Source organism: Massilia sp. LjRoot122, assembly GCF_964252725.1.
Taxonomy (GTDB): Bacteria; Pseudomonadota; Gammaproteobacteria; order Burkholderiales; family Burkholderiaceae_D; genus Telluria.
On record NZ_CAXUPB020000001.1, the window covers coordinates 2,970,458 to 2,993,076 of the forward strand.

Below are 22,619 nucleotides of genomic sequence, written 5' to 3' on the forward strand. Positions count from 1 at the left end.
CTGCCGATAGCGCATGAATAATCCAGGAGCTGCCATTACTGCTGACGAACTTCCCTTTGACAACTCATTCGCCGAGTTGCCGCCGGCCTTCTATACCCGGCTGATGCCGACGCCACTGCCGGCGCCCTACTTCATCGCTGCCAGCGCACCCGCGGCGGCGCTGGTCGGACTCGACCCGCAGGAACTGGCGCAGGAGGATTTCGTTGCCGTCTTCACCGGCAACAAGGTGGCGGTGCGCTCGCAGCCGCTCTCGGCAGTTTATTCGGGCCACCAGTTCGGCGTCTGGGCCGGCCAGCTCGGCGACGGCCGGGCGATCGTGCTGGGCGACCTGCCCGGTCCGGCCGGCCGGATGGAGCTGCAGCTCAAGGGCGCCGGCCTGACGCCCTATTCGCGCATGGGCGACGGCCGCGCGGTGCTGCGCTCCTCGATCCGTGAATTCCTGTGCTCCGAAGCCATGGCCGCGCTCGGCATCCCGACGACCCGGGCGCTGATGCTGACCGGCTCGCATCAGCGGGTCGTGCGCGAGACCGTCGAGACCGCCGCCGTGGTCACGCGCATGGCGCCGAGCTTCGTGCGTTTCGGCTCCTTCGAGCACTGGCACTACCGCAATAAGCAGGACGAACTGCGCCTGCTGGCCGACTACGTCATCAAGAACTGGTATCCGGAGTTCGCGGGCGCGGCCAATCCCTACAAGGAATTGCTGGCCGAAGTCACGCGCCGTACCGCGCACATGATCGCTCACTGGCAGGCGGTCGGCTTCATGCATGGCGTGATGAATACCGACAATATGTCGATCCTGGGCCTGACCCTCGACTACGGCCCCTTCGGCTTCATGGAAGCCTTCGACGCCAACCACATCTGCAACCACACCGACCAGGGCGGCCGCTACTCGTATGCCAACCAGGTGCCGGTCGGCCACTGGAACTGCTACGCGCTCGGTAACGCCCTGCTGCCGCTGATCGGCACGCCCGAGGACACCGAGGAAGCGCTCGACGCCTACCGCCCTGCCTTTGGCGCCAAACTGGACGAACTGCTGCATGCCAAGCTCGGCCTGGTCGATGCGCGCGAGGAAGACAGCGCCCTGTTCGATGCCATGTTCGGGCTGCTGCAGGCGAACCATGCCGATTTCACCCTGTTCTTCCGCCGCCTGGGCGAGCTGAAGCTCGACGGCGGACCGGAGCAGGATGCGCCGCTGCGCGACCTGTTCATCGACCGCGAAGCCTTCGATGCCTGGGCCGGCCAGTACCGTGCCCGCCTGCGCGCCGAGAACAGCCGGGACGACATGCGCCGCGCCGCCATTCAGCGCGTCAACCCGAAGTACGTGCTGCGCAACTACCTGGCCCAGACCGCGATCGAACAGGCGCAGAACGGCGACTTCGGCGGCGTGCACCGCCTGCTGTCGGTGCTCGAGCGCCCCTTCGACGAGCAGCCGGAAAACGAGGCCTACGCGGCCCTGCCGCCCGACTGGGCGGCCCACCTCGAAGTGAGCTGCTCTTCCTGAACATCAAGAAACAAGCGAGACCCACCATGAACGACAAAGTGACCAAGAGCGACGCCGACTGGCGTGCCCAGCTCGACCCGATGCAGTACCAGGTAACCCGCCATGCCGCCACCGAGCGAGCCTTCACGGGCAAGTACTGGGACCACCACGAACACGGCATCTACCACTGCGTCTGCTGCGACACCCCGCTGTTCGAGTCGGACGCCAAGTTCGATTCCGGCTGCGGCTGGCCGAGCTATTTCAAGGCGCTCGACCCGGCCAATGTGATCGAGAAAGTCGACCGCACGCACGGCATGGTGCGCACCGAGATCATCTGCGCCGTGTGCGACGCCCACCTCGGCCACGTCTTCGAAGACGGCCCGCCGCCGACCGGCCTGCGCTATTGCATCAATTCCGCCGCGCTGCGTTTCGAACCTGTCTGAGGGCGTGCTCAATGATCAAGTTCTTGTTCGACATGCTGCCGGTGATCCTGTTCTTCGGCATTTACAAGTATGGGGAAAACAATCAGGAATGGGCCCACGGCCTGGTCACCGACTACCTCGGGGGCCTGGTTTCGGGCGGCGCGGTACCGGCCTCGCAGTCGCCGATCCTGCTGGCCACCGCGGTGACCATCCTGGCGACCGTGCTGCAGATCGTCTACCTGCTGGCGCGCCGCAGGAAGGTCGACGGCATGCTGTGGCTGTCGCTGGGAGTGGTGGTGGTGGCCGGCGGCGCCACCATCTACTTCCATGACGACACCTTCATCAAGTGGAAGCCGACCATCCTGTACTGGGCCTTCGGCGCCGCCCTGCTGCTGGCGCATCTGCTCTACCGCAAGAACCTGATGCGCTCGGCGCTCGGGGGCGCGATGAACCTGCCCGACGCCGTCTGGAACCGCGTCCTGCACGCCTGGATCGCCTTCTTCGCCGTCCTGGGCCTGCTGAACCTCCTGATGGCCTTCGTGGTCTTCCGTAGCGATACCGGCGCCTGGGTCAGCTTCAAGCTGTTCGGCATCACCGGCATCCTGTTCGCCTTCATCGTCATTCAATCGCTGTTCCTGTCCAAACATATCCAGGAGGATGCTCAAAATGGAAGCTAACCGTACCGAACGCCTGCGCGAGCGCCTGCAGGCCGAACTCGCCCCGACCGTGCTGGAAATCAGCGACGACTCGCACCTGCACGCCGGCCACGCCGGCGCCGCTTCCGGCGGCAGCCATTACAGCGTGAAAATCGTCTCCGAGAAGTTCCAGGGCCTCACGCTGGTCATGCGCCATCGTCTTGTGTATGATGCCGTTCACGAAATGATTAACAAGGCGGAAATCCATGCGCTGGCCATTACGGCCATCGCACCGGCTGAGGCGGCTTGATGCTTGCCGGCCGCTGTTGAGTATTTCAGTGAGCTTTAAGAATAGTGGCCGACAATATGTAACGCCAAGTACCAGAACTTGAAGTAAAAGAACTAATCAAAATCTCGTCCAAGTACATCCCTTCCCACAGGAATTCCAGAAATGACCTTTAAGCCAGCACGCCTGCTGTTAGCGCTGATCGCCGTTGCCGCGGCCCCTGCCTTCGCCCAGAACCTCGCCGTCGTGAACGGCAAAGCCATCCCGACCTCGCGTGTCGAAGACGCCGTCAAGCAACTGGTCGCTGCCGGCCAGGGCCAGGATTCGCCGCAGCTGCGCAACGCGATCAAGCAAGAGATGATCGCCCGCGAAGTGCTGATGCAGGAAGCCATCAAGCAGGGCTACGACAAGAAGCCGGAAGTCAAGGCAGCACTCGACAACGCCCGCCAGTCCATCGTCGTCAACCAGCTGGCCCGTGACTACATCAGCAAGAACCCGGTGACCGACGCCGAAGTCAAGGCCGAGTACGACCGCTTCAAGGCCCAGACCGGCGACAAGGAATACCATGTGCGCCACATCCTGCTGGACAATGAAGCCGACGCCAAGGCCGTGATCGCCAAGATCAAGGGCGGCGCCAAGTTCGAAGACCTGGCCAAGCAGTCGAAGGACACCGGCACCGCCAACAACGGCGGCGACCTGGACTGGGCCAGCCCGTCCTCGTTCCCGCCTGAGTTCGCTGCCGGCTTCACCGGCCTGCAGAAAGGCGCCGTCACCGAGAATCCGGTCAAGACCGCCAACGGCTTCCACGTCATCAAGCTGGACGACACCCGTGCCGCCAAGCTGCCGTCGCTGGACGAAGTCAAGCCGCAGATCCAGGACGCCCTGGCCCAGAAAAAGCTTGCTGACTACCGTGACCAAATGGTCAAAAAGGCAAAGGTGCAGTAAGATGTACTACCGCCGGTGCCGCGAGGCACCGGTTAATGCCGCCGCGCGGCGAACTTTTCGTGTTTAGATAGGACCTTAACAATGATTTTGAAGCCAGCCCGCCTGTCCTTGGCAATCAGCTTTGCCGTGACCGCGATGATCGCCGCGCCTGCATTCGCGCAGAACGCCGCTACCGTCAATGGCAAGCCCATCCCGGCGGCGAAGGTTGACCAGGTGGTCAAGCAAGTGGTGGCCCAGGGCCGCGCCACCGATTCGCCGCAGCTGCGCGAAGCGATCAAGAAAGACCTGATCGGCCGTGAAGTCCTGATCCAGGAAGCCGACAAGGCAGGCATCGGCGGCCGCGCCGACGTCAAGGCAGCGATCGACAACGCCCGCCAGAGCATCATCATCAACGCGATGCTGGCCGACTACGTCAAGAAGAACCCGATCAAGGATGCCGAGATCAAGGCCGAGTACGACCGCTACAAGGCCCAGGTCGGCGACAAGGAATACCGCGCCCGCCACATCCTGGTGGCCACCGAAGACGAAGCCAAGGCCATCATCACCAAGATCAAGGGCGGCGCCAAGTTCGAAGACCTGGCCAAGGCCCAGTCGAAAGACGGTTCGGCAGCCAATGGCGGCGACCTGGACTGGGCAAGCCCGGCCAACTACGTGCCTGAGTTCTCGAAGGCCATGACCGCTCTGCAAAAAGGCGCGATCACCGACACCCCGGTCAAGAGCCAGTACGGCTTCCACGTGATCAAGCTGGAAGACGTCCGCGCGGCCAAGATCCCGGCCCTGGACGAAGTCAAGCAGCAGGTCGCGGAACAGCTGCAGCAGCGCCAGCTGGCGCAGTACCGCGAAAGCCTGGTCAAGAAGGCTAAGATTCAGTAAGAACGGCCCCGCCGTCGACAGAAGCGCTCCCCCGGGAGCGCTTTTTTTATGCCTGCCTCGCGCGTGTTCAGTCTTCGTCGCAATGCTTCGGGCCGCCGGGGTACTCTCCGTTGTTGTACTCGTCGAGGATGCCGGCCCAGGAACGCTGCAGCTGGCAGGCGCCCCGCACGCAGGTGCCGGGAGCGGCAGTGGCGAACCAGGCGCCGGCGGCGATGATCACCGAGCGCACGCTGTTCGGGGCCGAGGCACCCGAGGCCGTGTTCAGCACGGCCGCGATGTACTGGTGGGCCAGGATGAAGTAGGCGTCGCCGCGGGTCGGCCTGTCGAGCACCTCCTGCCAGCTCAGGCCGCTCCCGAAGAAGTCTGCCTCACGGTCGTAGCCCTTGGGCCAGACCACGCCCGGCTTGTTGCCCCAGTAGCCCTGGGTGCGCACGCAGCCCTTCGGCGGGCAGGTGCAGTCGGCCAGCAGGGCGTCGGGCGTGACGCCCCGGGCCAGGAGCAGCCCGTCGCAGCCGGCGGCGCCCAGTTCGGCGCGCACCGGTTCGCTCGCGTAGGCCGCGTTCGAGGCGCTGCCGAGTCCGAGCAGAAGGCTGGCGGCAAGGATGAATCGGGAAGCGAAACAGCTGAAGCCGGTACGCGTCGTCATGGGTTCCTCCGTGGATGTGGTGACGGTCCAGACCGTCGGAACCCCATGATGCGCGCCCGCCTCGCATACAGGCTTGCGTCAACTCAGCGAGCCAAGCTCTTGATTTTACACACTATTTTTCCAGAAAGAATGGTGATCTGCGCCCTACTCCTACGCGTTCCTGCTCGCCCGTCCTATTGAGCATTTTGCGCGGCGGGCTACCATGGGTCCAAAGAACGCTGACAGGAGCAGACCATGAACAAGGATGAACGCAAGGAACAGGACCTGCAGTCGAATGCCGGGCACTACACCGCGAATCCCGCGGGGCGCGGCGGCGGTATCGTCAGCTCGCCTCCCGAAGCCCAGGTGAACCCGCCGGGCAAGCCGCAGAGCGGCCATGGCAGCGCCACCGAACCGGTGGCCGGTGGCACGGCGGGTGCGATGTCGAACCAGGGTGGTGCCGGTCCGATGGGCGGCGCGGCCGGCGGCGGCAATCCGGGCAGCCAGGCCTCGAACGCGGATAGCAACCTCAGCGGTTCCGGCGGCCAGGGCGGCTCCGTGCCGGACGTCGGTGCGGGCGCCGGAAAGCCGCCGGGCACGCCGGGCGGGAACGGCAGCAAAGACGAGCCGATCTGGGGTAGCTGAACTCGGGCGGACATGAAAAAAGCGCCTCCGAGGAGGCGCTTTTGGTCGTGGGCTCGAGCGAGCTCAGGGGTTTAACCCACCCACTTGCGCGCGTTGCGGAACATGCGCAGCCATGGCGACTCGTCCGGCCATGCATCCGGCGCCCAGGAATGGACCACGGTGCGGAACACGCGTTCGCCGTGCGGCATCATGGCGGTGAAGCGGCCATCCTCGGTGGTGACGGCGGTCAGGCCGCCCGGCGAGCCGTTCGGGTTGAACGGATAGGTCTCGGTGGCCTGGCCGCGGTTGTCGATGTAGCGCATGGCTTTCACCGCTGCGTCGATATCGCCGGTCAGCGAAAAGTCGGCGAAGCCTTCGCCGTGCGCGATCGCGATCGGTGCCTGGGTGCCCGCCATGCCGGCGAAGAAGATCGACGGCGAATCGAGCACCTCGACCATGCCGAAGCGCGCCTCGAACTGTTCCGACTTGTTGCGGGTGAACTTCGGCCAGGCGTGGGCGCCCGGGATGATCGATTTCAGGTTGCTCAGCATCTGGCAGCCGTTGCAGACACCCATGCCGAAGGTATCCTGGCGTGCGAAGAACTTCGCGAACTGATCCGCCAGCTGCGGGTTGAACAGGATGGTCTTGGCCCAGCCCTCGCCCGCACCCAGCACGTCGCCGTAGGAGAAGCCGCCCACCGCGATCAGGCCGTGGAAATCATCCAGCCTGGCACGGCCGGCGATCAGGTCGCTCATGTGCACGTCGATCGCGGCGAAGCCGGCCTGGTGCATCGCCCAGGCGGTCTCGATGTGCGAGTTGACGCCTTGCTCGCGCAGGATCGCCACGCGCGGACGCACGCCCGTCGCGATGAAGGGCGCGGCCACGTCCTCGCGCAGGTCGAAAGTCAGCACCGGGGACATGCCCGGATCGCTCTCGTCCAGCAGGCGGTCGTATTCCTGGTCGGCGCAGACCGGGTTGTCGCGCAAGCGCGCGATGCGCCAGCTGGTCTCGCTCCACAGGCGATGCAGTTCGCTGCGCTTTTCGCTATAGATCACCTTGGCATCCCGGGTGAATTCGATCACGCCGCGGTCGTTCAGCTTGCCGATGATGTGGCTGCAGGCGCCCAGGCCCAGCTCGCGCAGCACGGCCATCACGGCCTGCTTCTCGTCCGCACGCACCTGCAGCACCGCGCCCAGCTCTTCGCTGAACAGGGCGCGCAGGGTCATCTCGTTGCGGCGCTCGCCCACTTGCGTGGTCCAGTTCTTGGCATCGCCCCAGTCGGAAGCATGCTCGCCTTCCATGGTGAGGATATCGAGGTTGACCGACACGCCGGCGCGGCCGGCGAAGGCCATTTCACACAGGGTGGCGAACAGGCCGCCGTCCGAGCGGTCGTGGTAGGCCAGCAGCTTGCCTTCCTTGTTCAGGCGCTGGATGGCGTCGAAGAAGGCTTTCAGGTCTTGCGGCGCATCGACGTCCGGCACGCTGTCGCCGATCTGCTGGGTGACCTGCGCCAGCGCCGAGGCGCCGAGGCGGTTCTTGCCGCGGCCGAGGTCGACCAGCACGAGGGCGGTGTCGCCAAGGTCGGTGCGCAGCTGCGGGGTCAGCGAGCGGCGCACGTCGGTTACCGGCGCAAACGACGAGACGATCAGCGACACCGGCGAGATCACCGATTTGTTCGCACCCTCATCGTTCCAGGTGGTGCGCATCGACAGCGAATCCTTGCCGACCGGGATGGACACGCCCAGCGCCGGGCACAGTTCCATGCCGACCGCCTTCACGGTGTCGAACAGCGCGGCGTCCTGGCCCGGCTGGCCACAGGCCGCCATCCAGTTGGCCGACAGCTTGATGTCGCCGATCTGGTCGATCGCGGCAGCGGCGATGTTGGTGATCGCCTCGCCCACGGCCATGCGGCCGGAAGCGGCGGCGTCGATCACGGCCAGCGGGGTGCGCTCGCCCATCGCCATCGCCTCGCCCAGGAAGCCCTCGTAGGACATGGCGGTGACGGCGCAGTCGGCCACCGGTACCTGCCACGGGCCGACCATCTGGTCGCGCACGGTCATGCCGCCCACGGTGCGGTCGCCGATGGTGATCAGGAAGGACTTGTCGCCCACGGTCGGCAGCAGCAGCACGCGGCGCGCGGCTTCGGCCAGCTCGATGCCGGTCAGGTCGATGGCCGGGAAGTCATAGCTGACATGTTCGACGTCACGCAGCATCTTGGGCGGCTTGCCGAGCAGGACGTCCATCGGCATGTCGACCGGATTATTGCCTTCCTGCGGATCGATCACGCGCAGCTGGCGCTCTTCGGTCGCGGTGCCGACCACTGCATACGGGCAGCGCTCGCGCTCGCAAATCGATGCAAATTTATCAAGGTCCATTGGCGAAATCGCCAACACATATCGCTCTTGCGACTCGTTTGACCAAATTTCCTTCGGTGCCATGCCGGATTCTTCGAGTGGCACCTTGCGCAGGTCGAACAGCGCGCCGCGCTTGGCGTCGTTGACGATTTCGGGGAAGGCGTTCGACAGGCCGCCGGCGCCCACGTCGTGGATCGAGATGATCGGGTTGTCCTCACCCATCTGCCAGCAGCCGTTGATGACTTCTTGGGCGCGGCGCTCCATCTCCGGGTTGCCGCGCTGGACCGAGTCGAAGTCCAGGTCGGCGGTGTTGGTGCCGGTGGCCATCGACGATGCGGCCGAGCCGCCCATACCGATGCGCATGCCCGGACCGCCCAACTGGATCAGCAGGCTGCCGACCGGGATCTCGTCCTTGTGGGTGTGCGCGGCCGAAATGCTGCCGATGCCGCCGGCGATCATGATCGGCTTGTGGTAGCCGAACACGCTGCCTGCCGCGCCGACATTCTGCTCGTAGGTACGGAAGTAACCGCCCAGGACCGGACGGCCGAATTCATTGCTGAAGGCGGCGCCGCCGATCGGGCCGTCGATCATGATCTGCAGCGGCGAGGCAATGCGCTCCGGCTTGCCGTAAACGGCGTCCACGCGGCCATTCGGGCCGGCGCTGACGTCGCTCGCGTTTTCCCACGGACGCTGGGCATCCGGCAGCAGCAGGTTCGACACGGTGAACCCGGTCAGGCCCGCCTTCGGCTTGGCGCCGCGGCCGGTCGCACCTTCGTCGCGGATTTCGCCGCCGGCGCCGGTGGAGGCGCCCGGGAAGGGCGAAATCGCGGTCGGGTGGTTATGGGTCTCGACCTTCATCAGGGTGTGCACCAGTTCCGTCGACGCACCATATTCCTGCTTCTCCCGCGGGAAGAAACGGGTCACGGTGGCGCCCTCGATGATCGAGGAGTTGTCGCTGTAGGCGACCACGGTGCCGCGCGGGTTCAGCTGGTGGGTGTTCTTGATCATCCCGAACAGCGACTTGTCCTGCTTGACGCCGTCGATGATCCAGTCGGCGTTGAAGATCTTGTGGCGGCAGTGTTCGCTGTTCGCCTGCGCGAACATCATCAGCTCGACGTCGGTCGGGTTGCGCTTGGCCTTCGTGAAGGCCTCGTGCAGGTAGTCGATCTCGTCGACCGACATCGCCAGGCCCAGTTCCGTGTTCGCGCGCACCAGTGCCTCGCGGCCCTCGCCGATCACGTCGACGGTCTCGAGCGGACGGCCGGCCAGTTCGTCGAACAGGCGCTGGGCCTCGTCGGCGTTGCGCAGCACGGTTTCGGTCATGCGGTCGTGCAGCAGGGCCGCGACGGCCTGCACTTCCTGCTCGCCCAGCTTCTTCGGCGCACCGATGCCGGTGCCGAGGATGCCGCCTTTCAGCACGACGGTATACCCGACGCCGCGCTCGATGCGGTGCACGTGCGCCATGCCGCAGTTGTGGGCGATGTCGGTGGCCTTCGAGGCCCACGGCGAGATCGTGCCCAGGCGCGGGATCACGAAGAACTCTTCGGTCACGCCTTCGTATAAAGTTTGCGCCGCCGGTTCGCCATAGGTGAGCATGGCGGTGAGGCGCTCGGTATCGTCAGTGCTCAGCGCTGCGCTGCTGTCGATGAAGTGGAAGAAGCGTGCCTGGACTGCCGCGATCGATGGTGCGACGGCTTGGAGTTGCGACAGGAGGCGTTGGCTACGGAAGGCGGACAGGGCGTTGGAACCCGGCAGAATCAACATGGCTGAGAAGTTGGTTGATGCAGCGTCGCTGCTAGGGTGGAAGATAGCCCGCTATTATACAGCGTTGCATTCCTATCAGTGCCGACCTTGCAGGATCAACTTACAGCGCGGACATTTCTTGATCCTGCAGGAACTAATCGGTATTGTAGGGGCTAGATAATGACAACAGGTGCGCAGGCACCGAACAGGACGGAGCGAGATGCAAGAGAACGCCAACCTCACGGTACTGATCGTCGATCCCAACCAGGGCATGCGCGGCAGCCTGCAGAACATGCTGAACCAGGCCGGCATCACCAAAGTCGAGTCGGCGATCAATGCGGGCACCGCGATCAAGCAGCTCGCCAAGCGCAGCTACGACGTCATCCTGTGCGAGTACGACCTGGGCGGCCCGGGCGGCGACGGCCAGGACGGCCAGCAGCTGCTGGAAGACCTGCGCCACCACCGCCTGATCACCGCATCGACCATCTTCATCATGCTCACCTCGGAGGGCGTGTACGACAAGGTCGTCAGCGCGGCCGAGCTGACCCCGACCGACTACGTGCTCAAGCCCTTCACGGTCGAGATGCTGAGCACCCGCATCAAGCGCGCGCTGGAACGCCGCACTGCCCTGCTCCCGGTCTGGCAGCTGGCGGCGCAGGGCAAGCCGGTCGAGGCGATCCGCGCCTGTACCAGCGCCGCCCTCGCGAACCCGCGCTATGCCCTCGATTTCCTGCGCCTGAAGGCCGAACTGCACGTCTCGGTCGGCGATCACCTGGTGGCCGGCGCGATCTACCGCGACGTGCTGGCCGAGCGCCCGCTGGGCTGGGCCGGGCTCGGCCTGGCCCGTACCAGGCTCGCACAGGGCGAGGTCGAGGAAGCGCGCGACACGCTGGAACAGCTGGTGCAGGCCAATCCGCGCCTGATGGCCGCCTACGACCTGCTGGCCCGCTGCCACGAGCGGCTCGGCGCCACCACGGACGCGCAGAAAGTACTGGAAGAAGCGGTGGCGATCTCGCCGCACATGGTGCGCCGCCTGCGCAAGCTGGGCGAGGTCGCGCTGGAAAACGGCGATGCCGAAGCCGCCGAAAAATCCTTCAAGCAGGTCGTGAGCAAGGCGCGCTACTCGGAATTCCGCAATCCCGAAGACCACGTCAACCTGGTCAGGGCGATGGTCACCCGCGGCGACGTCGCGGGCGCCGGCGGCGTGATCCGCGACCTGGAGCGCTCGCTGCGCGGCAACGCCAACGTCGATGCCTGCAAGGCCTATTCGAACGCCCTGCTGCAGGAAAAAATGGGCAACGTCAGCGCGGCGGTGGCGGAACTCTCGAACGCGGTGAGCGCGGCGCGCACCAGCAGCGGGCTGTCGCCCAACCTGAAGATCGGCCTGGCGCAAGCCTGCCTGGAACACCAGCTCGACGAGCAGGCCTCGAGCGTCATGATGAACGTGATGCACGACGCTGCGGGCGCGGTGACGGTGGACCAGGCAATTAGCGTGTTCGTGCGCGCGGGCCGGCCCGACCTGGCCGACGGCATGGGCGAGCAGCTGCGCGCGCAGGCCCAGATCCTGCTCGGCGTGGCGGACGAAAAGCGCAACATGGGCGACGTGCGCGGCGCGGTGCAGACCCTGCTCGAGGCGCTGCACATGGCGCCGGGCAACCAGCAGGTGATGGTCGCGGTGGCCGGCGGCATCCTGCGCCAGGTGAACGAGCTGGGATGGGACCACGCGCTGAGCGAAGTCGCGGCTGAGCAGATCGAGCGGCTGCGGGCGCTGGATGCCGGGCATCCGCGCCTGGCGGCGCTGAGCGAGGAATTCCAGCAGGCCAAGCGCAAGTACGGTATCTCGACCTAGGGCCTGCCGTAGCCGCCGCCTCCGGGCGTCTCGATGACGAACAGATCGCCCGGCTCCATCCCGACCTTGCCGATATGGCCCAGGGTTTCGACCGTCCCATCCGCGCGCAGCACGGTATTCCGCCCACGCTCGCCCGGCTCGCCACCCGCCATCCCGAAGGGCGCATGGACCCGGTTGTTCGACAGGATCGCCGCCGTCATCGGCTCCAGGAAGCGGACCTTGCGCACCCCGCCGTTGCCCCCGTGCCAGCGCCCCGCCCCGCCCGAACCGTGGCGGATCTCGTAGCTCTCCAGCCGCACTGGGAAGCGGAATTCCAGGATCTCCGGATCGGTCAGGCGTGAGTTGGTCATATTGGTCTGCACCACGTCGGTCCCGTCGAAGCCCGGGCCCGCGCCCGAGCCGCCCGAAATCGTCTCGTAGTACTGGTAGCGCGCATTCCCGAAGGTGAAGTTGTTCATCGTCCCCTGCGCCGCCGCCATCACGCCCAGCGCGCCGTACAGCGCGTTGGTGATGCAGGTCGAGGTCTCGACGTTGCCCGACACCACCGAGGCCGGATAGTGCGGGTTGAGCATCGAGCCCGGCGGGATGATCACCTTCAGCGGCTTGAGGCAGCCGGCATTCAGCGGGATCTCGTCATCCACCAGCGTGCGGAACACGTACAGCACCGCCGCCATGCAGACCGCGGACGGCGCGTTGAAGTTGTTCGGCAGCTGGCTGGAGGTGCCGGTGAAATCGATCTCCGCGCTGCGGCTTTCTTGATCGACACGGATCGCCACCTCGATGCGCGCGCCGTTATCGAGATCGTAGCTGTAGCGACCATCCTTGAGCGCCGAGATCACGCGGCGCACCGCTTCCTCGGCGTTGTCCTGCACGTGGCCCATGTAGGCACGCACCACGTCCAGGCCGAAGTGCGCCACCATCTTGTGCAGTTCCTCGACGCCCTTCTGGTTCGCGGCCACCTGGGCGCGCAGGTCGGCCATGTTCTGGTCCGGGTTGCGTGCCGGGTAGCGCGCCTCGGTAAGCAGCTCGCGGGCCTCGGCCTCGCGCAGCACGCCGTCGGCGCCGTCCACCAGCTTGAAGTTGTCGATCAGGACACCCTCCTGCTCGATGTGCTCGGAGTCCGGCGGCATCGAGCCCGGCGTGGTGCCGCCGATGTCGGCATGGTGGCCGCGCGAGCCGACGTAGAACAGGATCTCCTTGCCCGCCTCGTCGAACACCGGCGAGATCACGGTCACATCGGGCAGGTGGGTGCCGCCGTTGTACGGGTCGTTCAGCACGTAAACGTCGCCCGCCTTCATGCGGCCGGCGTTCTTGCGCATCACGGTCTTGATGCTCTCGCCCATCGAGCCGAGGTGCACCGGCATGTGGGGCGCGTTCGCCACCAGCTTGCCGTCGGCATCGAAGATCGCGCAGCTGAAGTCGAGGCGCTCCTTGATGTTCACCGAATAGGCCGTGTTCTGCAGGCGCAGGCCCATCTGCTCGGCGATCGACATGAACAGGTTGTTGAAGATCTCGAGCATGACCGGGTCGGCCGTGGTGCCGATCGCGCGCCGCTCGGGCAAGGCCTGCACGCGCCGCAGCACGAGGTGATTGTGCGGCGTGACCTGGGCCTGCCAGCCCGGTTCCACCACCGTGGTCGCATTCGCTTCGGCGATGATGGCCGGCCCGTTCACGATGTCGCCCGGCGTGATGCCATCGCGCAGGAACACGCCGGTATCGACCCAAGCGCCGCCGCTGAACATGCGCACCCGCTCATCCGGCGCCGCTTGCGCGCCGCCTGAGCCGGCCTGCGCCGGCGCCTCGGCCGGTGCATCCGAGCGCCCGATGGCTTCCACCGACACCGCCTCGACCACCAGGCCGCGGCTCGGCATCAGGAAGGAGTAGCGGCGCTTGTAGGAAGCTTCGAAGGCGGCCTGCATGGTCTCGACCTCGCCGAAAGGCACGACGATGGCCGAATCCGTGCCTTCGTAGCGCAGGTGCACGCGTTGCACCAGCGCGATACGCTCCGGTGCGACGCCCTGCCCCAGCAACTGCTCGCGTGCGTTCGCGCCCAATGCGGCGAGGCGCGCGGCCAGCGCGTCGCTGCCGGCCTCCAGCAGGCGCAGCTCGACGGCCTGTTCGCGCATCGCGGTCTGGTCGGCCAGGCCCATGCCGTAGGCCGACAGCACGCCGGCCAGCGAATGGATGAACACCGTCTTCATCCCGAGCGCGTCGGCCACCAGGCAGGCGTGCTGGCCGCCGGCGCCGCCAAAGCTGGTCAGCGCGTAGTCGGTCACGTCATGGCCGCGCTGCACCGAGATCTGCTTGATGGCATTCGCCATGTTGCCGACCGCGATCTGGATGAAGCCTTCGGCCACTTCCTCGGGCGCGGGCCGGCTGCCGGTGGCCGCGCCGATCTGGTCCGCCATCGCGGCGAAGCCGGCGTGCACGGCGTCCAGGTCGAGCGGCTGGTCGCCGCTTCTGCCGAACAGGCGCGGGAAGTGCCGGGGCTGGATCTTGCCGAGCATGACGTTGCAGTCGGTGACTGCCAGCGGGCCGCCGCGCCGGTAGCTGGCCGGGCCCGGGTTGGCGCCGGCGCTGTCGGGGCCAACGCGGTAGCGGGTGCCGTCGAAGTGCAGGATCGAGCCGCCGCCCGCCGCCACCGTGTGGATGCTCATCATCGGCGCGCGCATGCGCACGCCGGCGACCTGGGTCTCGAACACGCGTTCGAACTCCCCGGAAAAATGCGAGACGTCGGTCGAGGTGCCGCCCATGTCGAAGCCGATCACGCGCTCGAAGCCGGCCAGCTGGCTGGCGCGCACCATGCCGACGATCCCGCCCGCAGGGCCGGACAGGATGCTGTCCTTGCCCTGGAAGGCGCGCGCATCGGTCAGCCCGCCGCTGCTCTGCATGAACTGCAGGTTCACGCCCGGCAGCTCGCCCGCCACCTGGTCGACGTAGCGGCGCAGGATGGGCGACAGGTAGGCGTCGACCACGGTGGTGTCGCCGCGCGCCACCAGTTTCATCAGCGGGCTGACTTCGTGCGACACCGACACCTGGGTGTAGCCGATCTCGCGTGCGATGCGGGCGGTGGCCGCTTCGTGGGCCGTATAGCGGTAGCCGTGCATGAAGACGATGGCGATCGAGCGCAGCCCCCCGTCATACGCCTGCTGGAGTGCGGCGCGCGTTGCGGCTTCATCCAGCGGCAAGACCACCTCGCCGTGCGCGCCCACGCGCTCCTCGATCTCGATGACCGTGCCGTACAGCAGTTCGGGCAGCACGATGTGGCGGTCGAACAGGCGCGGACGGTTCTGGTAGGCGATGCGCAGGGCGTCGCGGAAGCCCCGGGTGATCGCCAGCACGGTGGCTTCGCCCTTGCGCTCCAGCAGCGCGTTGGTGGCCACCGTCGTGCCCATCTTGACGGCTTCCACCTGGGCGACCGGGACCGGCTCGCCGCCGGCCAGGCCGAGCAGGTGGCGGATGCCGGCCACCGCCGCGTCGCGGTACTGCTCGGGATTCTCGGACAGCAGCTTGTGCGTGACCAGTGTGCCGTCGGGCCTGCGCGCCACGATGTCGGTGAAGGTGCCGCCACGATCGATCCAGAACTGCCAGTCCATGTCATTACTCCCGACGCGTCAATCAAAACGCTTATTGTAGTCCGGACGCGCGACCGTTTTGGCGAAAATGCATGACAATGCGGCCATGGACAATCACCTGTACACCGTGGCGCAGCTGCGCGAGATCGAACGTGCGGCATATGCGAACCTGGCGCCCGGCACCCTGATGCGGCGCGCCGGCGAAGCGGCAGCGAAGTACGCGCTCGAACTGCTGGGCGGCAGGCGCGACCTGCCCGTGCTGCTGCTCGCCGGCCCCGGCAACAACGGCGGCGACGCGCTGGAAATGGCGGCCGTCCTGGCCGATGCCGGCATCGATGCGACCGTGCTGCACTTGCCCGGACAGCGGGAGACTTCCAGCGAGGCCGCGAGTGCCCACGAACGGGCGCGGGCCGGCACGGTCGGCTTCATCGACATGCTTCCGCCCGAGGGGCAATGGGGACTGGTGGTCGACGGTCTGTTCGGCATCGGCCTGGCGCGTCCGCTCGAGGGCGAGTACCGCGACCTGGTCGCCTCGCTCGGCGCCATCCGGTGTCCGATCCTGGCACTGGACGTGCCGAGCGGCCTGGATGCCGACACCGGCGCCGTGATCGGGCCGGACGGCATCGCGGTGCGGGCCACCCACACCATCACCTTCCTGGGCGACAAGCCGGGCCTGCATACGGCCGACGGACGCGACTTCGCCGGCGAACTGCGGGTCGAGAGGCTGGGCGTCGGACCCGCGCACCTGCCCGCCCCCGCCGCCCGCATGGGATCGGCGGAGGCCTTCGCGCACCGGCTGGCCGCGCGCCGCCACAACACGCACAAGGGCAGTTTCGGCGACGTGGCGGTGATCGGCGGCGCCCACGGCATGGCCGGCGCACCGGTGCTGGCCGCGCGCGGCGCCCTGTATGCGGGAGCGGGACGGACCTTCGTCGCGATGCTCGACCCCGGCCCCGGCTACGACAGCGTCCAGCCCGAAATCATGTTCCGCCCGGCCGACGACTTCGCCTTCGACGGGCGCACCCTGGTGATCGGACCGGGCATGGGCGGCTCGGCCGCGGCCATGCGCCTGCTGGCCAAGGCCCTGGACAGCGACAGCCCGCTGGTGATCGACGCCGACGCCATCACCCTGATCGGCGCCAGTCCCGACCTGCTGGAACGGCTGGCGCAGCGCAGCAGCCCGGCGGTACTCACGCCGCATCCGCTCGAAGGCGCCCGTCTGCTCGGCATGACGGCGGCGCAGATTCAGGCCGACCGCCTGGAGGCCGCGCGCCAGATGGCCCTGCGCAGCAATGCGGCGGTGATCCTGAAAGGCTCGGGGTCGGTGATCGCGCGTCCGGACGGGACCATCCTCATCAACCCGACCGGCAACGCCGGACTGGCGACGGCCGGCAGCGGCGACGTGCTGGCGGGGATCTGCGGGGCCTTGCTGGCCCAGGGCTGGCCGGCATGGGAAGCGGCGCTGGGCAGCGCATGGATCCACGGCGCCGCGGCGGACCTGCTGGTCGCGCAGGGCGTCGGTCCGATCGGCATGACGGCGGGCGAACTGCCTGCCGCGGCGCGGGCCGTGCTGAACCTCCTGGTTACCGAGAAGCTGGGTTAACGTAGGGTGGGCGGCTTCGCCGCCCGCGCGTTCAACCAGTGGAAGCGTTGTCGCTGCTCACGCCTTAGCTGAACGCGCGGGCGGGAGACCCGCCCACCCTACAAATTCAGGCCAGGCGCCCGGCGGCGATGGTGATGGTGCGACCGCACCTGGCCGCCATCGCCGGATCATGCGTGACCAGCACCAGGGTCGAACCCCGTTCGCGGTTCAGTTCGAACATGAGCTGGATGATCGATTCGCCGGTGGCGGCATCGAGGCTGCCGGTCGGCTCATCCGCGAACAGCAGCGGCGGCTCGGTCACGAAGGCGCGCGCCAGGGCCACGCGCTGCTGCTCGCCGCCCGACAGGTACTTCGGATAATGACGCAGGCGGCTGGCCAGGCCCACGCGGCCCAGCATCGCCTCGGCCTTGGCGCGGGCATCGGCGTCGCCGCGCAATTCCAGCGGCAGCATCACGTTCTCCACGGCATTCAGGTGGGCCAGCAGCTGGAAGGACTGGAACACGAAGCCCAGCTTGGCTTTGCGGAAAGCGGCGCGTCCATCTTCGTCGAGGGCGAAGATGTCGGTACCGTCGAGCAGTACCTTGCCTTCGGAGGGCGTGTCCAGGCCGGCAAGCAGGCCCAGCAGTGTCGACTTGCCCGAACCGGAAGCCCCGACGAGCGCGAGCGTCTCGGCCGGTTGCACGGTAAAATCGATGTTTTGCAGGATGGTGAGTTCGCCGCTGGCGTCCGCCACCCGCTTCGACAGGCCGCTGACGGCGATCGCCGGCGTCCTGACTGTTTCATTGGCCGGACCGTTCTTGTACGCCTCGGGGTGATCACGCATGCGAATGATGTTTGAAAGTCTTAAAAAATTGGCTGTTGCTGCCTGCCTGACCCTGGCAGCATCGGCAAGCGCCTATTCTGCACCAAAAACCGTGCTCGTGGTGGGCGACAGCCTGTCGGCCGAATACGGCATCACGCGCGGCGCCGGCTGGGTGGCGCTGCTGGAACAGAAGCTCAAGACCGAGAAAATTCCGGCCAGGGTGGTCAACGCCAGCATCAGCGGCGAGACCACGATCGGCGGCCGCACCCGCCTGCCGGCCCTGCTCGACCAGCACCGGCCCGACATCGTGGTGCTCGAACTGGGCGCCAACGACGGCCTGCGCGGCCTGCCGGTGGCCTCGGCCGAAAGTAACCTGCGCGCGATGGTGAGCATGGCGCAGCAAAAGAAAGCCAAGGTGGTGCTGGTGGGGATGCGCATGCCGCCGAACTACGGGCGCGCCTACACCGAGAGCTTCTTCAACATGTTCAAGAAGCTGTCGAGCGAAACCAGGTCGCCGCTGGTGCCCTTCATGCTGGAGGGCGTGGCCGACAAGCCGGCGCTGTTCCAGCAAGACCGCCTGCACCCGACCGCCGCCGCCCACCCGATCATCCTGAACAACATCTGGCCGCAATTCGCGCCGCTCGTGAAAGAATAATGAAATACCCTGCCGTCCTGAGCTTCGCCGACATCCTCCCCGAACTCGATACCTTCGATACCATCATCGACGCGCGCAGCGAGTCGGAATACGCGCTCGACCGGATTCCCGGCGCGGTCAACGCCCCGGTGCTGGACGACGCGCAGCGCATCCGCGTCGGCACCCTGTACAAGCAGGTCGGCGCCTTCGAGGCGAAGAAGCTCGGCGCGCCGCTGGTGGCCGCCAACATCGCCCGCCACATCGAGACCCTGTGGGCCGACAAGCCGCGCGACTGGAAGCCGCTGGTCTACTGCTGGCGCGGCGGCAACCGCAGCGGCTCGCTGGCCCACATCCTGGCCAAGATCGGCTGGCCGGCGGTGCAGCTCGACGGCGGCTACAAGGCCTTCCGCGCGCACGTGGCCACGGCGCTGGAGAATCCGCCGGAACTCGATTTCCGCGTGGTCTGCGGCACCACCGGCAGCGGCAAGAGCCGGCTGCTGGAAACCCTCGACCGCCTGGGCGCGCAGGTGCTCGACCTGGAGCGCCTGGCGGCCCACCGCGGCTCGGTGCTGGGCCACCTGCCGGACGAACCCCAGCCGAGCCAGAAGATGTTCGAGAGCCAGATCTGGGACAAGCTGCGCCGCTTCGATCCGTCCAAGCCGGTGTTCGTCGAATCCGAGAGCAAGAAGGTCGGCAACCTGCGCGTGCCGGACGCGGTGATGGAGCGCATGCGCGCCTCGCCCTGCATCTCGCTGTCGCTATCGCGCGAGAACCGGGTGCGGCTGCTGATGGAAGACTATGCGCACTTCTGCAAGAATCCCGACGCCCTCACCGGCCAGCTGGCCCACCTGGCGCAACTGCACGGGAACGAGAAGATCAAGGCCTGGCACGACATGGCCAACAGCGGGGCGATGGCGGAGCTGGTCGACCAGCTGCTGGTGGAGCACTACGATCCGGCTTATGTGCGTTCGATCGACCGGAATTTCGTGCAGTTTCCGAAGGCGGAGGTGCTGGAGTTGAAGGACATCGCCGAGCATGATTTCGTCGCGGCGGCGCGCCGCCTGCATGCTGCCTGAAAACCCACTGCCTCGCTTTCAGCACTAGCAGATGATCCGTCGTCCCGGCGCAGGCCGGGACCCAAGTTTGCACGCGCCGCCACAAGCATTTGCGTTCTCACTGTGAGACGGAATTGGATCCCGGCCTTCGCCGGGATGACGTGCTGAAGGTGCGGGATGAATGAGCCACTAACGCTGTTCATCGCCCGAATAACAAAAAGCCCGGCTGCTCACACAGCCGGGCTTTTTCATGCCTTGCTACTTCGTGGCGATCACTCGCCGTCGGTCTTGACGCCGAGCTGCGACGGCTGCACGTTGATCTTGGCCTTGGCCTTGGTCTTCAGTGCTTCGACGTAGTTGAACAGCTCCGACTGGCCCACCATGCCCGAGATCTGCTGGGCTTCCTGCTTGCGGCGGTTGACGTCGGGTGCGGCCGGCTGCGCTACCTTGTTGATGCGGTACACGCCATAGCCCTGACCCGGGATCTCCACGCCGACGTAGGCCGGCAGCTTGGTCGCATCCGCCTTCAGCACCGCGACGGCGGCGGTGGTATTGATGGTCGGTTCCTTGGTGCGGGTCACCAGCTTCGGCTCGCCGAAGCCGGTCGCATCGCCCGAGGCCTTGGCCGCGGCCAGCTTCTGCTCACCGGCGGCGCGCGCCAGGCGGGCCGCTTCTTCCAGGGTCACGCGCTGGCGGATCTGGGCGTCGACGTCAGCCAGCGCACGCTTGGTGGCCGGCTTGAATTCGAGCACGCGGCCCGAGACCAGCACGCCCGGCGCCACTTCCACGCCTTCGGTGTTGCGCTTGTTCTTGACGGCGTCCGTGCCGAACAGGGCCGCCAGGAACTTCTCGTTGTTGTACGGTGCCGTGCCCAGCTGCGGGTTCGGCTTGCGCGTCAGCTTGTCGACGGTCTGGATCTTCAGGCCCAGCTTGTCGGCCACCGGCTTCAGGCTTTCCGACTGCTCGTACACCATGTTGGTGAAGGTCTCGGCCATTTCCGAGTAGCGCTTCGACACCTTCTGCTTCTTCAGGTCGGCGGCGATGTCATCCTTCACGGCCAGCAGCGGCTTCTGCTCGGCGGCCTTGAGCGAGGTGAGCTTGATGATGTGGTAGCCGAACTCCGACTGCACCACGCCACTGACTTCGCCTTCCTTCAGCGCATAGATCACGTCTTCCACCGGCTTGACGAAGGCGCCCTTCTCGACCACGCCGAGGTCGCCGCCGGCCTGGGCCGAACCCTGGTCCTGCGACTGCGCCTTGGCGATCTCGGCGAAGTTCGCCGGGTTCTTGCGCACTTCCGCCAGCACCGCTTCGGCCTTGGCCTTGGCGGCGGCCTGGTCGGCCGGCTTGGCGTCGCGCGCCAGGTTGATCAGGATGTGGCTCGCGGTGCGCTGTTCCGGCGTCGTGTAGCTCTTGAGGTTCTTGTTGTAGTACTCGGTGACTTCGGCGTCCGTCACCTGCACCTGGCTTTCGGCGGCGGCGGCGTCGAACACGACGTACTCGGCCTTCACCTGCTCCGGGATCGTGAACAGCTGGGCGTTCTTGTCGTAATAGGCCTTGACCATCTGGTCGGTGACCTTCACCTGCGGCAGGAATTGCGCGATCGGGAACTGCATTTCCTGGACTTCGCGTTCCTGGTCGCTGATGTCCGACAGGCGCGCGCTCACCGAGCGCGGCGCGAAGGCGGTCGCCTGGATCGAGTTCGACAGCTGCTGCATGGTCAGGTCGCTGCGCAGGCGCTGGTCGAACATGGCCGGGGTCATGCCCTGGGCGGCCAGGGCCGCCTTGTACTGCTCCATGTCGAAGCTGCCGTCAGGCTTGCGGAAGGCCTGGATCTCGGCAATGCTCTTGGCCAGGGCGGCGTCGCCCACGCTCATGTTGGTGCGTGCGATCTCGGCGCGGATGGCGCGTTCCGCCACCAGGTTGTTCAGGATGGCCTGCTTGGCTTCCGGCGTCTCGAACATCTTCTGGTCGAACTGCGGGCCCATCATCTGGCGCGCCTGGTCGATCTGGCGGCGCTGGGCTTCTTCCCATTCCTGCTGGGTGACCTTCTGGCCGGCCACGGTGGCCACGCCGGTGGCCGCGTCGCCGCGGTCCTGGTAGCTCTCGAGACCAACTAACACGAACGAAGGCACGATCAGGACCAACAGCAGGCCCTGCATCACGCGCTTGTTGTTACGGACAAAATCAAACATGGTCAGCCTAGATTGATAATGCTTTAACAGCACAAGTTAAAAAAAAAGGCGAACTCGCGTTCGCCCCTTCTTGTATTCCGGAGCCTTCGCAGACTCCGGACCTTACTGAATTCTGGCGGAGCGGACGGGGCTCGCCCACGTGCCGCGGGCCGCGGATTCCCTTGCAAGGGAATCCCTTCTCGCCCTATCCGTGCTCCCCGCAGGGGGAGCACTTCTATCCTGAATGTTCTGGCGGAGCGGACGGGGCTCGAACCCGCGACCCCCGGCGTGACAGGCCGGTATTCTAACCAACTGAACTACCGCTCCAGACTAATGTTGTGGATGTTGGCGGAGCGGACGGGGCTCGAACCCGCGACCCCCGGCGTGACAGGCCGGTATTCTAACCAACTGAACTACCGCTCCAACAAAAACACTTCATTGCATTAGCTTTTCAGCTAGTGCTCCCTGCGTGTCACTGCAGAGAAGGCATTAGTTTACAGCATCTTTCAGCGCTTTACCAGCCTTAAATTTCGGAACCTTTGCAGCTGCAATCTTGATCGGTTCCTTGGTGCGCGGATCGCGGCCGGTGCGTGCGGCGCGCTCGCCCACGGTGAAGGTGCCGAAGCCGACCAGCGTGACGCTGTCGTTCTTCTTCAGCGACTCGGTCACCGCGACGATCATCGCGTCGAGAGCACGCGTCGCCGAAGCCTTGGTAATGTCCGCGGACTTCGCGATTTCTTCGATCAGTTCTGTCTTGTTCACTCTAACCCTCGTTTATACGTTGGACGCCGCGGCGCCTTCCTGCAAAAGTGCAAGCGCGTATTAAACAAGGGCAACATTGGTCTGTCAAGCAACATCCGTGGAGGCCGGTGTCGGTTGCATGCATACGTCACTTCATGCACGCGGCAGGCACGAAAAAAAACAGGCGCCGAAGCGCCTG

General features: G+C 66.2%; 17 protein-coding genes and 2 tRNA genes. 11 read left to right on the forward strand and 8 right to left on the reverse strand.

Annotated elements, in window-relative coordinates:
• Positions 1–13 precede the first annotated feature (13 nt).
• The 6 genes from ACSQ25_RS12905 to ACSQ25_RS12930 all read left to right on the forward strand — a co-directional run bounded on the left by ACSQ25_RS12905 (position 14) and on the right by ACSQ25_RS12930 (position 4,641).
• Positions 14–1,501, forward strand: coding sequence for a protein adenylyltransferase SelO (locus ACSQ25_RS12905; protein ID WP_436106090.1), 1,488 nt, complete (start codon positions 14–16; stop codon positions 1,499–1,501).
• A gap of 26 nt (positions 1,502–1,527) precedes the next feature.
• Positions 1,528–1,923 carry a peptide-methionine (R)-S-oxide reductase MsrB gene (gene msrB, locus ACSQ25_RS12910; protein WP_436106091.1) on the forward strand — a complete coding sequence of 132 codons (396 nt, stop codon included), beginning with the start codon at positions 1,528–1,530 and terminating at the stop codon, positions 1,921–1,923.
• A 14-nt stretch (positions 1,924–1,937) separates the two neighbouring features.
• Positions 1,938–2,579, forward strand: coding sequence for a septation protein A (locus tag ACSQ25_RS12915; protein ID WP_436108070.1), 642 nt, complete (start codon positions 1,938–1,940; stop codon positions 2,577–2,579).
• Positions 2,569–2,847 (forward strand): BolA family protein, encoded by a 279-nt coding sequence (locus ACSQ25_RS12920; protein ID WP_436106092.1) that lies wholly within the window; start codon positions 2,569–2,571, stop codon positions 2,845–2,847. Before ACSQ25_RS12915 ends, ACSQ25_RS12920 begins: the two co-directional genes overlap by 11 nt.
• A gap of 141 nt (positions 2,848–2,988) precedes the next feature.
• A complete protein-coding gene (locus tag ACSQ25_RS12925) occupies positions 2,989–3,768 on the forward strand; it encodes a peptidylprolyl isomerase (RefSeq protein WP_436106093.1) in 780 nt (259 codons plus the stop codon).
• Between the two features lie 81 nt (positions 3,769–3,849).
• Positions 3,850–4,641 carry a peptidylprolyl isomerase gene (locus tag ACSQ25_RS12930; RefSeq protein WP_436106094.1) on the forward strand — a complete coding sequence of 264 codons (792 nt, stop codon included), beginning with the start codon at positions 3,850–3,852 and terminating at the stop codon, positions 4,639–4,641.
• A gap of 67 nt (positions 4,642–4,708) precedes the next feature.
• On the opposite strand, the gene ACSQ25_RS12935 is transcribed toward ACSQ25_RS12930, so the two are convergent.
• Entirely contained in the window at positions 4,709–5,287 is a 579-nt protein-coding gene (locus tag ACSQ25_RS12935) for a hypothetical protein (RefSeq protein WP_436106095.1), read from the reverse strand.
• 234 nt (positions 5,288–5,521) lie between these two features.
• Here ACSQ25_RS12935 and ACSQ25_RS12940 point away from each other — a divergent pair, with 234 nt between their 5' ends.
• Positions 5,522–5,911, forward strand: coding sequence for a hypothetical protein (locus tag ACSQ25_RS12940; RefSeq protein ID WP_436106096.1), 390 nt, complete (start codon positions 5,522–5,524; stop codon positions 5,909–5,911).
• A gap of 71 nt (positions 5,912–5,982) precedes the next feature.
• Here the strand turns inward: ACSQ25_RS12940 and purL are convergent, their stop codons facing one another.
• On the reverse strand, positions 5,983–10,008 hold the full coding sequence (purL, locus tag ACSQ25_RS12945; protein ID WP_436106097.1) for a phosphoribosylformylglycinamidine synthase: 4,026 nt from the start codon (positions 10,006–10,008) through the stop codon (positions 5,983–5,985).
• Positions 10,009–10,207: 199 nt separating this feature from the next.
• On the opposite strand from purL, the gene ACSQ25_RS12950 reads away from it, so the two are divergent.
• The gene (locus tag ACSQ25_RS12950) at positions 10,208–11,836 is read left to right on the forward strand and encodes a tetratricopeptide repeat protein (RefSeq protein WP_436106098.1); all 1,629 of its coding nucleotides are present in this window, start codon (positions 10,208–10,210) and stop codon (positions 11,834–11,836) included.
• On the opposite strand, the gene ACSQ25_RS12955 is transcribed toward ACSQ25_RS12950, so the two are convergent.
• Positions 11,833–15,432: a hydantoinase B/oxoprolinase family protein gene (locus tag ACSQ25_RS12955; protein WP_436106099.1), complete on the reverse strand. Its 3,600-nt coding sequence runs from the start codon at positions 15,430–15,432 to the stop codon at positions 11,833–11,835. The two genes, ACSQ25_RS12950 and ACSQ25_RS12955, sit on opposite strands and share 4 nt — an antisense overlap.
• 85 nt (positions 15,433–15,517) lie before the next feature.
• Between ACSQ25_RS12955 and ACSQ25_RS12960 the strand changes: the two genes are divergently transcribed.
• Positions 15,518–17,014, forward strand: coding sequence for an NAD(P)H-hydrate dehydratase (locus ACSQ25_RS12960; RefSeq protein ID WP_436106100.1), 1,497 nt, complete (start codon positions 15,518–15,520; stop codon positions 17,012–17,014).
• A gap of 106 nt (positions 17,015–17,120) precedes the next feature.
• On the opposite strand, the gene ACSQ25_RS12965 is transcribed toward ACSQ25_RS12960, so the two are convergent.
• The gene (locus ACSQ25_RS12965) at positions 17,121–17,837 is read right to left on the reverse strand and encodes an ABC transporter ATP-binding protein (RefSeq protein WP_436106101.1); all 717 of its coding nucleotides are present in this window, start codon (positions 17,835–17,837) and stop codon (positions 17,121–17,123) included.
• A 7-nt stretch (positions 17,838–17,844) separates the two neighbouring features.
• Between ACSQ25_RS12965 and ACSQ25_RS12970 the strand changes: the two genes are divergently transcribed.
• The gene (locus ACSQ25_RS12970) at positions 17,845–18,471 is read left to right on the forward strand and encodes an arylesterase (protein WP_436108071.1); all 627 of its coding nucleotides are present in this window, start codon (positions 17,845–17,847) and stop codon (positions 18,469–18,471) included.
• Complete coding sequence (gene mnmH, locus ACSQ25_RS12975; RefSeq protein ID WP_436106102.1) at positions 18,471–19,526, forward strand: tRNA 2-selenouridine(34) synthase MnmH; 1,056 nt, start codon at positions 18,471–18,473, stop codon at positions 19,524–19,526. Before ACSQ25_RS12970 ends, mnmH begins: the two co-directional genes overlap by 1 nt.
• 251 nt (positions 19,527–19,777) lie before the next feature.
• Here the strand turns inward: mnmH and ACSQ25_RS12980 are convergent, their stop codons facing one another.
• From ACSQ25_RS12980 to ACSQ25_RS12995, 4 genes are all read right to left on the reverse strand, one after another.
• Positions 19,778–21,700 (reverse strand): SurA N-terminal domain-containing protein, encoded by a 1,923-nt coding sequence (locus ACSQ25_RS12980; RefSeq protein WP_436106103.1) that lies wholly within the window; start codon positions 21,698–21,700, stop codon positions 19,778–19,780.
• Positions 21,701–21,929: 229 nt separating this feature from the next.
• Positions 21,930–22,006, reverse strand: a tRNA-Asp gene (locus ACSQ25_RS12985).
• 19 nt (positions 22,007–22,025) lie between these two features.
• Positions 22,026–22,102 (reverse strand) — tRNA-Asp (locus ACSQ25_RS12990).
• Positions 22,103–22,168: 66 nt separating this feature from the next.
• The gene (locus tag ACSQ25_RS12995) at positions 22,169–22,441 is read right to left on the reverse strand and encodes an HU family DNA-binding protein (protein WP_436106104.1); all 273 of its coding nucleotides are present in this window, start codon (positions 22,439–22,441) and stop codon (positions 22,169–22,171) included.
• Between the last annotated feature and the right edge of the window lie 178 nt (positions 22,442–22,619).